This is a genomic window from Marinomonas lutimaris (assembly GCF_019426345.1).
In the GTDB taxonomy this organism is placed as follows: Bacteria; Pseudomonadota; Gammaproteobacteria; order Pseudomonadales; family Marinomonadaceae; genus Marinomonas; species Marinomonas lutimaris.
Genome location: NZ_JAHLLW010000015.1, coordinates 12,541 through 23,924 on the forward strand (window position 1 = coordinate 12,541; position 11,384 = coordinate 23,924).

Annotated in this window: 10 protein-coding genes; 5 read left to right on the top strand and 5 right to left on the bottom strand. The window is 43.2% G+C overall.

The window, feature by feature from the left end; translation table 11 throughout:
• Positions 1 to 16: 16 nt before the first annotated feature.
• A complete protein-coding gene (locus tag KPL72_RS15555; RefSeq protein ID WP_212915697.1) occupies positions 17 to 688 on the bottom strand; it encodes a LysE family translocator in 672 nt (223 codons plus the stop codon).
• 81 nt (positions 689 to 769) lie between these two features.
• Here KPL72_RS15555 and KPL72_RS15560 point away from each other — a divergent pair, with 81 nt between their 5' ends.
• Positions 770 to 1,660: a LysR substrate-binding domain-containing protein gene (locus KPL72_RS15560; RefSeq protein WP_219703597.1), complete on the top strand. Its 891-nt coding sequence runs from the start codon at positions 770 to 772 to the stop codon at positions 1,658 to 1,660.
• 15 nt (positions 1,661 to 1,675) lie between these two features.
• Complete coding sequence (locus KPL72_RS15565) at positions 1,676 to 2,098, top strand: gamma-glutamylcyclotransferase family protein (RefSeq protein ID WP_219703598.1); 423 nt, start codon at positions 1,676 to 1,678, stop codon at positions 2,096 to 2,098.
• Positions 2,099 to 2,146: 48 nt separating this feature from the next.
• On the opposite strand, the gene KPL72_RS15570 is transcribed toward KPL72_RS15565, so the two are convergent.
• The 4 genes from KPL72_RS15570 to KPL72_RS15585 form a co-directional block, all read right to left on the bottom strand.
• Positions 2,147 to 3,268 carry an ABC transporter ATP-binding protein gene (locus KPL72_RS15570; RefSeq protein WP_219703599.1) on the bottom strand — a complete coding sequence of 374 codons (1,122 nt, stop codon included), beginning with the start codon at positions 3,266 to 3,268 and terminating at the stop codon, positions 2,147 to 2,149.
• 30 nt (positions 3,269 to 3,298) lie between these two features.
• Entirely contained in the window at positions 3,299 to 4,126 is an 828-nt protein-coding gene (locus tag KPL72_RS15575) for a carbohydrate ABC transporter permease (RefSeq protein ID WP_219703600.1), read from the bottom strand.
• A gap of 12 nt (positions 4,127 to 4,138) precedes the next feature.
• The gene (locus KPL72_RS15580; RefSeq protein WP_012070452.1) at positions 4,139 to 5,086 is read right to left on the bottom strand and encodes a carbohydrate ABC transporter permease; all 948 of its coding nucleotides are present in this window, start codon (positions 5,084 to 5,086) and stop codon (positions 4,139 to 4,141) included.
• Between the two features lie 70 nt (positions 5,087 to 5,156).
• On the bottom strand, positions 5,157 to 6,452 hold the full coding sequence (locus tag KPL72_RS15585) for an ABC transporter substrate-binding protein (RefSeq protein WP_219703601.1): 1,296 nt from the start codon (positions 6,450 to 6,452) through the stop codon (positions 5,157 to 5,159).
• A 633-nt stretch (positions 6,453 to 7,085) separates the two neighbouring features.
• On the opposite strand from KPL72_RS15585, the gene KPL72_RS15590 reads away from it, so the two are divergent.
• The 3 genes from KPL72_RS15590 to KPL72_RS15600 all read left to right on the top strand — a co-directional run bounded on the left by KPL72_RS15590 (position 7,086) and on the right by KPL72_RS15600 (position 11,380).
• Positions 7,086 to 9,452 (top strand): glycoside hydrolase family 3 N-terminal domain-containing protein, encoded by a 2,367-nt coding sequence (locus tag KPL72_RS15590; protein ID WP_219703602.1) that lies wholly within the window; start codon positions 7,086 to 7,088, stop codon positions 9,450 to 9,452.
• A gap of 348 nt (positions 9,453 to 9,800) precedes the next feature.
• Entirely contained in the window at positions 9,801 to 11,054 is a 1,254-nt protein-coding gene (locus tag KPL72_RS15595) for a sarcosine oxidase subunit beta family protein (RefSeq protein ID WP_212915694.1), read from the top strand.
• Positions 11,055 to 11,086: 32 nt separating this feature from the next.
• Positions 11,087 to 11,380, top strand: a complete 294-nt coding sequence (locus tag KPL72_RS15600; protein ID WP_212915693.1) for a sarcosine oxidase subunit delta — start codon at positions 11,087 to 11,089, stop codon at positions 11,378 to 11,380.
• Positions 11,381 to 11,384 lie beyond the last annotated feature (4 nt).

Consider the following 11,384-nt stretch of genomic DNA (forward strand, 5'->3'; position numbering starts at 1 on the left):
TATTAGTGTTTAAAGGTCAGTCTATTAATAATCGCAATCCGAGTGATGCCATTAGTAAACCTGTCACCCGCTCGATCCATATCTTAAAAATCAGTACTTTTTGTTGGATTCTGGCTGACGTGAGTAAACATGCGACCAGTGCAAACCAGAGAAAATGCGCTAAAGCGATATAAGCGCCATAACCAAGCTCCATCAATAAAGAGGTATCAGTAGAAATAACTTGGCTAAACAAGGATACGATGAACAACATGGTTTTTGGGTTGAGTGCGTTACAGGCAAAACCAGACCAAAATGCAGAGCTGTGTTTAGATACTTTGTTTTGAGGCGAGTCTTCTTTTTTTGATAGCTCCGATGTTTTCCTCTTCCTGAGTTTTGAGCCCAAAATGATTGCCTTTATATCGGGCCATAAGGCAGAAATGCCTAGCCAAATAAGGTACATGGCGCCGAGATAGCGCAAGGTATTCAGAACCCAAATATTATTTGCAAACACAATCCCCAGTCCCAAGAGTGTATAGGCTAAATGTACACTGATGGCAGCGCTTATTCCGATGGCGCATAAAATGCCATCTCGTCGTCCTTTTAATAGTGAGACTTTTGACACCATTGCAAAATCTGGCCCTGGGCTCATAACAGCCAATAGCGTGATAATGGCAACGGAATATAACTCAAATTGGTCGATATTTAACATGGTAAGATACTCTCATCTGTGAATAATAAGAGCATGGATGAATGGGGAAATTAATAAAATCGATAATTAATGGTGAATATTGTGAGTAATAGTCACATAAAAAGACGACTTCCTCCCTTGGGTGCATTGACTGCGTTCGAAGCAGCAGCGCGCCATCAAAGCTTTTCTCGTGCGGCTCAAGAGCTTCATTTAACTCACGGTGCAATTAGTCGAGCGGTTTCACACATAGAAGACCGTATTGGTGTACAGTTATTTGTTCGGCGCAATCGACGAGTATATCTCACGTCAGCTGGGCAAAGATTGTTAAAAACCACATCTGAAACGTTAGATGCACTGAGTCATACAGTGGAAGAAATCCACCGTCATGATAGCTCATCACCGTTTCTTACCGTGTCGTGCGAACCCAGTTTAGCTATGCGTTGGTTAATGCCACGTTTGGGGACTTTTCGGGAATTATGTCCAGAATTGAATATAGACCTTAGGATGGCGGGTGGTCCGATTGATCTCTTATCGGAAAATTGTGATATTGCGATTCGACGCATGGACTTTGGCTTTCATGAAGATTATCAAGTAACGACACTTTGTGCTGAATCAGCTGGCCCTGTGTGTTCTAAAGTTTATTGGGATGGTGTTCAGAAAGATGTAAACAAGGCTAGTTGGCTACACAGTCGTACTCGGCCTAATGCATGGAATGACTGGAAACAGGTTAATGGAATGGAAAACCTGGCCCCAAAAAATGAGCAGTATTTTGATCATTTCTTTTATGCCTTGCAGGCCGCACAAGAACAATTAGGTATGGCAATTGGTTCTATTCCGCTTGTAGAAGATGACTTAAAGGCGCAGCGGCTTATTGCACCATTAGGTATGCAATCTACAGGATATGATTACGCGATACTAACGTTGGATGACCCGAAGAAAGATCTGAGAATTGAGGCATTTGTTAATTGGTTAATAGGGCAAATTACTCGCTAAAAAGGAGCAAACTAGATGCCTAAAGTGTTTGTATTTGGAACCTTGAAGGAAGGTTTCCCTAATTTTAAAACGAATAAAGGTATTCGCTACCGCGGGGAGTTTGCAACCAAAGCACGTTACCCCTTATATCTTGTAGGCGAGCGGTTTTCGCCTTGGTTGGTGTTGAAGGAAGGTGAAGGGCATACTGTGAAAGGGCAGGTGTTTGATGTGACGGATGACGTTTTAGCCGAGATGGACACATTGGAAAGAATTACGGCTGTAGATGGTTATCGCAAAGTTAGCCTGCCTGTTGTTTGCTTGGAATCAGGCGACGAAATTACGGTTCTCGCATACGGAAAACCACCCGAAATGTTGCAAGATGTTCAGGTGATGCAAGAGTTAGCTGGTGAGTATGGCCTTGAGCATGCTTCCCTATACCGAAGCCGAAGTGCTATTTAATCAAGTTGGACAAGCCCACCAGAGAGCTTGCCCAACAAGGTTGAGCTTTTATTGACTGACAACCGATTCAGGTTTGCCTTTGGGCTTGTAAATAGACAGTCCTGATTGGTCGTTGAACATGTGAAGACGTGACTCATCAATATAAAAGTTGGCCTCATCATCTTCATTGACTATATGACTGGATGGGGCTTCAACGGTTATTTGGCTCTCACCCAAGCGACTTGTCAGCTGGATCGTTGAGCCAAGCAATTCTAAATTCTCCACCTTGCCTTTTATAACCAACGGATTACTGAGTAAATCTGGCGTGATATGAATATCACACGGACGAATACCGAGGGTTGCTTTAGTGTTGGTTTGATTGTCGTCAACGTCACCAAGTAAGTTGAGATTTTGTCCAGCAAGATCCACGTGCCAGCCTTCTTGTTTGCTTAAGGCCACTGGAATGAAGTTCATTGCTGGGCTGCCAATAAAGCCTGCAACAAACTTATTGGCAGGGGAGTGATAAATTTCTCTAGGCGTGCCCACCTGCTCAACTTTGCCATCACGCAATATCACGATACGATCTGCCAACGTCATGGCTTCCACTTGATCGTGTGTCACATAAATGGTGGTTTTCTTCATTTTCTTATGCAGTGCTTTAATTTCCGCTCGCATGGAGTTTCGTAGTTTTGCATCTAAGTTAGAAAGCGGTTCGTCGAATAAAAACACTTCTGGTGTTCTTACCATCGCACGTCCCATTGCCACACGTTGACGTTGGCCGCCAGAAAGCGCTTTAGGTTTGCGGTCCAGTAAAGGGGTTAATTGCAACATGTCAGCAACTGGACGAACTTTTTCATCTATTTCTGCTTTACTCATTCCAGCCAGTTTTAAGGCAAACGCAATATTTTGATAAACGGACATATGCGGGTAAAGTGCGTAACTTTGGAATACCATTGCGATGTCACGTTCTATGGGTTCTAACTCGTTCATAACTTTATTATTGATAAGAATTTCACCGCCAGAGATGTCTTCTAGGCCAGCCAGCATTCTTAAGGTGGTCGACTTGCCACAGCCCGATGGGCCTAGGAACACAATAAACTCACCGTCATTAATTTTCAGATTAAAGTCTTTAACGGTATGTACATTACCTGAATAGACTTTTTCAACATGTTTAAATTCAACAGAAGCCACGAGATTCTTCCTTATTATATTTAATTAGATTTAGCCTTTTACCGCACCGCCAGTTAAGCCTTCGACAATGTATTTTTGAGCAAACAAGAAAAATATGATGGCAGGGCTAATGGTCACGGTGACATAGGCCAATATACGGTTCCATTCGATGCCATATTCGCCACGATATTGCATGATACCTAGCGTCCACGGATATTGTTGTTCTGTGTTCAGCACCAACAAAGGCAGCAAGTAATTGTTCCAGCTTGCTACCAAGACAAAGACGCCAACGGTGGCAAGAATGGGCGTAGAAAGCGGTAGAATGACATGCCAATAGAATTTGATGTAACTACAGCCATCGACACGAGCGGCATCAAACAGTTCAGCAGGCAGCTGTTCGAAAAAGGTGCGGAACAACAAAATACTGAAACCTAACCCGAATGCCACTTGAGGAATAACGACGCCAGATAAACTATCCAATAGACCAAGATCACGAATCTTCAGAAACAAGGGAAGTATCGCCGCGGCCGCTGGAAACATCATGCCAATTAAGAAGTAGTTATAAATGTATTTGTAGCCCGCAAACTTAATATGAGAAAAGGTAAACGCGGTCATTGTGCCGATGATAATGGTCAGTAGTACCGAGAAAAACGCAATAATCAGTGAGTTTTTCATTAGCAACCAAATAGAGCCATCGGCAAAAACTTGTGCGTAATATTCAAACTCCCAAACATCTGGTAAGCCAAATGGGTTGGTGCGTAATTCGCCTAAGCTTTTGAACCCACCGAGCACAGTGGCAAACATAGGGACTAATACAAAGCCAGCGACCAAGATTAGGAAGATGTATTTTCCCCAAGATATTCTTCGCATTGCTAACATAGGGCGTTCCTTTTATTTTTTGTCTTTCATAATGGTGCTTTGATAGGTGAAGGCAAAAATCACACAGCAAATAAACAACACCACACCCACCGCACTACCAAAGCCAACATTCATTCTGGTAATACCAAATGTATATAGGTAAGAAACCAAGGTATGAGTGCTATTAGATGGTCCACCACCGGTGAGAGGCATAATGAGATCGAAGGTTTGTAGTGCCCCCAGAATACTGAAAAAGATGGATATTGTGATGCCCGACATAATGAGCGGGATTTTCACATACCAAATCGCCTGAAAACGGCTTGCGCCATCTAACTTGCTCGCTTCGATAAGGTCTTTAGGAACGCCTTGCAATGCCGCAATGTAAATCATCATGTGGAAGCCGAAATACTTCCAAACAAGCACCACAAGAATAGCCACAAACGCCCAGTTTTTATCCGCCAATATGTACCAAGTATCGGTATTAAGCGCCTCGGTAAATTTCGCCATCACGCCGTAATCGCCATCAAAAACAAAACGCCAAATAAGACCAGCAGCCACTTCTGCTAAAATATAGGGCAAAAAGAAAATCAGGCGGAATAGGCTGTTGGCCCAGCTTTTTTTATAAATAGACAAAGCAATAATCAGTGCCAAAGGTAACTGAATAACCAAAGAAATAAGAATGATCTTAAAGGTATTCCATACGGCAGTGTCAAAAGCACCGTGCTTAAACAGACGAACATAATTGCTGAATTCTACCCACTGACTTGGTTCACCATAGCCATTCCAGCGGAATAGGCTGTAATAGCCCGCTTCACCAATGGGCAAAATAACAAAAATAGTAAACAGCAATAAAGCTGGTGGTAAAAACAATACCAATGTCAGTAAGCGGTTACCGTGATTGTTTTTTTTAAACCAACGTGAGACATTTTGGTTTGAAGAAGTACTGGAGCGCTTTCCAATAGTGGTTACATCATTACTCATAGCAAGCCTCGTGAAAGTGAGAACAGCCAACCTAAGTTGGCTGTATGGATCGATTAATGCTTATTCAGCGTTATTCAAACTCCCACGCTTCTTGTACTTGCTCTGCTGCTTCTTCAGGAGTGAGCGAGTTACCAACAATACCAACGGAAATGTCGTTCACGACACTACCTACGTTTGCACCAAATGCTTGATCATAAAACAATTGATGCCAAGTAGAGTTGGCGATGTTTTGTGCAATACGCTTTTTAAATGGGTTTTCAATGGCAGCATCTGCACCTTTCACTACGGGAATAATCATATTGATTTTGGCTAGGTGCTTTTGCATGTCGATATTAGAAAAATACTTTAACCATTGAACGGATTCAGGGCTTGCTTCAGAGGTAAGTACCCAACCAGCAATGCCTCCCAGCGTGTCGGTTGCTTTGCCTTTACCATCTTTTAAGGCGGGGAAGTTCATCCAGCCTAAATTGTTATCGCCCACGCCTTTGCCTGTAATAGACTGTTGAGCTTGGAATAAGTAGTTCCAATCTCCCATTAGCTGCATAGCGGCTTTGCCATCACCAAAGTTACCAGAGGAATCACCAAAAGAAGCGGCTAAAAAACCTGGTTGGAAAGGTTTTAAATCGGCTAAACGTTTTAGCTCTTCCCCCGCTTTGACGAAGTCTTCGCCTGCAAAGCCATCGCCTTTTTTGTCGATGGCATCTTGAATGCCTTGTTGGCCAGCTTGGCGCATAGTCAGCAGTGCCCAATAAAACTGCACGGGCCATTTATCACCACCTGCTGTTGTGATCGCTGTAATGCCTGCCGCTTGGAATTTTTTGATTGCGCCTAGGAAGTCATCCCAAGTAACGATTTTATCGGCATCGACACCTGCTTTTTGGAATAAGCTTTTGTTGTACCAAAAGCCGACTTGGCTAACCATGTAAGGAAGGCCGTACTGTTTTCCTTTGTAATTAAACGCATTAAAGCTGGCTTCTGAGAACCTAGGTTTAATGTCTTTCATTTCTTTGGTGACATCTTTCAATAATCCCGCATCAACGCGAGTTTGAAAGTTTCCGCCACCCCAACTGTAGAAAATGTCAGGACGCTGATCGGATTGAAGAAGTGTTGGCAGCTTCTGTTTGAAGGCCTCGTTTTCTAAATATTCCAATTTGACATGTTGACCTGGATTGGCTTTTTCATAGTCATTTGCCACTTGCTGCCAAATGGCGACGACTTTCGGATCAGCTTCAAGGTGAAGCATACGGATCGTGGTGTCAGCCCAAGAGAATGAAGAGGTTAAAGATGCCGCGATGGCGACTGGGTAAAAGATTTTTTTCCAGTTACTTTTAAGATCATGAGTCTTGTTGTTATTTTGGTAACACATAAAGAACGTCCTTTTTTATTATAAATGTGATCGTGCTTTTCTTATATTTTAAAACAAATTGTTAGTAATGTTTTGGTTGAATAATCAATGATCTTATATTCATCTTAAAATATTTTTAAATTCAGTTTATTAAGTCGTTTTTAAACGATTTGATCATGACATTCATTCCGCACAAGATTTTAATGGCTTGATCATTGCTGTATATCCTTCTTTGCTCAATTATGAAATTTGATAATCAAGTTCATTTATTTGCTTGTTGAGCTTTATATCTTATAAAAACTCGTTTTAGATAATGATCTATTTTTATTTAAGTTTATGATTTTTATCGTTTTTATTTTTCTTGGTTACGATGGTGGCTTGCTGTAGAAGCTTGATTTGAGGATCGTTTTAAAGCGATGACGTTTGAAGACCTAGCCTGACGTGTTCATGTGAAATATCGTAGCGGATTTGAGATATTACATAATATTAATTTGGATGGTCTTGTGGGAAAAAGTCTAATTAACCTAGTAATTAACTGCTAGCTATAGAGTACCATCTATAGAATGAGAAAGAGCAGCGCTTGGCTCTATAAAGTAGCGTTATGATTATAAATATAAATAGATTTCATGTTTTGCTTATTAAGGTATTCGTTATATGGAAGTTTATAAAAACTCAAGTTTCACCGTGCAGCAGCGAATGGATGATTTGCTAGCGCGCATGACGTTAGAAGAAAAAATTGCTCAGCTTGGCGCACAATGGTTGATCCTAGCGCCAGATGGAAACCATCAAGACCGCGATTTTGAGATGGGTGCTCAAGGGGAGCGTAAACCCATTCAAGATCGTCTAAAACATGGTTTAGGCCAAATTACTCGTCCGTTGGGTACACAAGTCATTAACCCCAATGATGGCGTCAAAGCGTTAAATCAATTGCAAAAGTATCTCGTCGAAGAAACACGCTTGGGTATTCCCGCTATGTCACACGAAGAGTGTTTAGTGGGGCTGATGGCGAAAGGCTCGACTCTGTTTCCTTCCTCCCTTAACTATGGCCACACTTGGAATCCACAACTTATTTATCAGGTAGCGCAAGTGATTGGTGAGCAGACTCGTCTGGTCGGAGCTCATCACGGGTTAGCGCCAGTTCTCGATGTATCTCGAGATGTGCGCTGGGGCAGAACAGAGGAAACGCTTGGTGAAGATCCTTATCATGTTGGTGTGTTAGCGACAGAGTACGTTAAAGGTCTACAAGGCGAAAAGCGCGACCTTCTTGCTACGTTAAAACATTATGTCGGTCATTCTTTTAGCGAAGGCGCACGTAACCATGCTCCTGTACATTTGGGTTTTAAAGAACTAAACGACACCTTTCTGCTGCCTTTTGAAATGGCGGTAAAACTTGGCAAAGCAGGTTCGTTGATGCCGGCATATCACGATATAGATAATGAGGCTTGCCATGCCTCATACCATTTATTAACCGAAGTGCTGCGTAATCAATGGGGCTTTGATGGCTTGATTGTGGCGGATTATGGTGGTGTTGAGTTATTGGCGAGTCATCATGGCATTGCGGCGGATAACGCGGAAGCGGCGGCATTGGCGTTCAATGCAGGATTAGACATTGAATTGCCAGATGATGCTTGTTCCAGTCAGTTAACCTCAGCACTGCAAAGAGGGCTGATTGATGAGCATAAAATCGATGAGATAGTCGCTCGAATCTTGAAAGTAAAATTTGAAATGGGTTTGTTTGAGCATCCATATTGCGATGAGTCTCCCATTGAACTGCAAAGTGAAAAAGCCACAGAGCTTGCCTATCAAGTCGCTTTACAATCGGTCGTCATGTTAGAAAACAACGCTGGCTTACCTTTAAATAGCCAACAAAAAATTGCCGTCATCGGCCCAACAGCGAATGACCAATTAGCCTTGCTTGGTGGTTATAGTTTTCCGGTGCATCTCATTTTGAGCAGCGTAGATGACAGTAGTAAGGTGTGCTCGACTATTTTAGAAGCGCTGCAGAATGAATTTCCGCAAGTTCTATACAGCAAAGGTTGCGATATTTTAACGGAGCGTCATAGCAACGCTCCGGTGTTTCCTGGTGATGTCGATTTGGCGATGAATCAAACCATGACATCGCCCGTGTCTAAAGATACCAGCCAAATCCAACAAGCGATTGAAATGATCGAGCAGGCGGATGCGGCGATTGTTTGTGTGGGGGATCTTGCTGGTTTGTTCCAGACAGGAACTGTGGGCGAAGGCTCTGATACCGACAGTTTAGATTTGCCGGGCGTGCAACAGCAGTTAATTGACGAAGCGATTGCCACAGGTAAACCAGTGATTATTTTAGTGACTGGTGGAAGGCCATACAACTTAAATGGTGCAGAAGAAAAAGCCGCTGCGGTGTTATTCGGTTGGGCTCCGGGACAAGAGGGTGCAAGGGCGATTGCGGATATTATTGTCGGTAAACAGTCGCCATCTGGACGATTAACATTATCGATTCCTAAAAATGCTGGCGCAGTACCTTATTTTTATAACCATAAACTTAAAAGTGGTGGAACGCCCATCGCCTATCATTTTGGATCGAAATATAACTTTGGCTACGGCCTGACGTATACGGAGTTTGCCTATAAAAATATGCAGATTGAAAACCAGCAAGTATCGATTGAAAATGGCGTGATCAGGGTGACAGTTGAGCTTGAAAATATTGGCAATCGATCTGGCTGTGAGGTAGTTCAACTTTATGTGAAAGATAAGTTGTGTTCTTTGGTTCGGCCGATTCGTGAATTAAAAGGCTTTCAACGGGTTGATTTGCCTGCTGGCGCTTCCACTACTGTCGTATTTGAGCTACCTGTCGATATGCTGAACTTTACCAATTCAGCTCATCAAAGGATGGTTGAATCAGGTGAGTTCGATATTATGATAGGTAAATCTGCCACCAATATCTTATTCACAAAAACAGTAGACGTGATTGGAACTAATAAAGTGTTGCCGCAATACTGGAATATGATTTGTCATTCCTACTATAAGCGACATTAATTACTTCATAAAAACCTATGTAAGGCACACAGTGTGCGTGCCTTACATAGGTAACTGTTTATCGTTCTCTCTATAGTTTTCAGCTGCTTACGCCAATATATCATTTTGAAAAAGGGCAAATTTTTTGCTTTTTCTCTATCCTTTATAACGCCATATCCAAAGCCGTCATCCTCTCTGTCGTAAATTGTCATTCGCTGGACGCTTCCAAGCATTAGGGTAGAAATCTTTATCTCTATTATCACGGTGAACGCTTAATCTACGGCGTCTTGGCAGACTAAGACGCTGCAACCTTTTTTAAACACACCACGATAATCGTTGAAGCGATTATTTATCTAAGGAGCTGATCTGATGCAGCATTATTCCGGCTTTGGGTTGTTAAAGCACAGTTTTAGCCATCACGAGAATTGGCAGCGGGTGTGGCGTAATCCAACCCCGAAAAAGAAATACGATGTGATCATCGTCGGTGGCGGCGGCCACGGTTTGGCGACGGCGTATTACTTGGCGAAAGAGTTTGGTGTCACCAATGTCGCAGTGATTGAAAAAGGCTTTCTTGGTGGTGGTAACACAGCTCGAAATACCACAATCGTTCGTTCTAATTATCTGTGGGACGAAGCGGCTCATTTGTATGAACACGCGATGAAGTTATGGGAAGGTCTGTCACAGGATTTGAACTACAACGTGATGTTTTCTCAGCGTGGCTGTTTGAACCTTGGTCATACTTTGCAAGACATGCGCGATATTGAACGTCGCGTGAATGCCAATCGATTAAACGGTATTGATGGCGAAGTATTAGACGCGAAACAAGTGCAAGAAATTGTGCCTGTATTGGATTGTTCTGATCGTGCGCGTTATCCCGTTATGGGGGCGTCTTGGCAACCACGTGCAGGTGTTGCTCGTCACGATGCCGTTGCTTGGGGGTTTGCCCGTGGCGCTGATGCTCATGGTGTGGATCTGATCCAACAAACAGAAGTTGAAGATTTGATCATTGAAGATGGAACTGTTGTTGGTGTGCGTACTGCCCGTTACGGCGAGATTCGTGCCGATCGTGTAGGTTGCGTGGTGGCTGGTAATTCCAGTGTATTGGCGAAGATGGGTGGCTTCGAGCTGCCATTAGAGTCTCATCCTTTACAAGCTCTAGTATCCGAACCAATTAAACCAATTCTAGATACGGTTGTTATGTCTAACCAAGTACACGGTTACGCGTCGCAATCTGACAAAGGGGATTTGGTAATCGGCGCTGGTATAGATGGCTACAACGGCTACGGTCAGCGTGGTTCTTATTCCACTATCGAGCATACGATTCAGGCAATTGTGGAAATGTTCCCAGTCTTTAGCCGTGTGCGTATGAATCGTCAGTGGGGCGGTATTGTTGATACCTGTCCAGATGCTTGTCCGATTATCAGTGAAACACCAGTGAAGAATTTGTATTTTAACTGTGGTTGGGGAACGGGCGGTTTTAAAGCGACACCAGGCTCAGGTCATGTGTTTGCTGCGTCTTTGGCGAAGGGTGAAATGCATCCGTTGGCAAAACCTTTTTCTATGTTCCGTTTCCATAACGGCGCCCTTGTAGATGAACACGGCGCGGCTGGCGTAGCACACTAAACGGGCTAATACCGAATAAGGAGAGAGTTACCATGTTTCATATTTATTGCCCGCATTGTTGCGAATACCGTGAGGAAGAAGAGTTCCACGCGGCAGGACAGTCGCATATAGCACGACCACTAGATCCAGATGCCTGCACGGATAAGGAATGGGGTGAATACATGTATTTCCGTGCTAACCCGCGAGGAATACATCACGAGCTTTGGGTGCATGCGGCAGGTTGTCGTAAATTTTTTAACATCACTCGTAATACCCAAACTTACGAAATCAAAGAAGTCTACAAGGTGGGCGAAAAACCATCAGTTGTAGCCGACGAAGCGAAATAGAGGC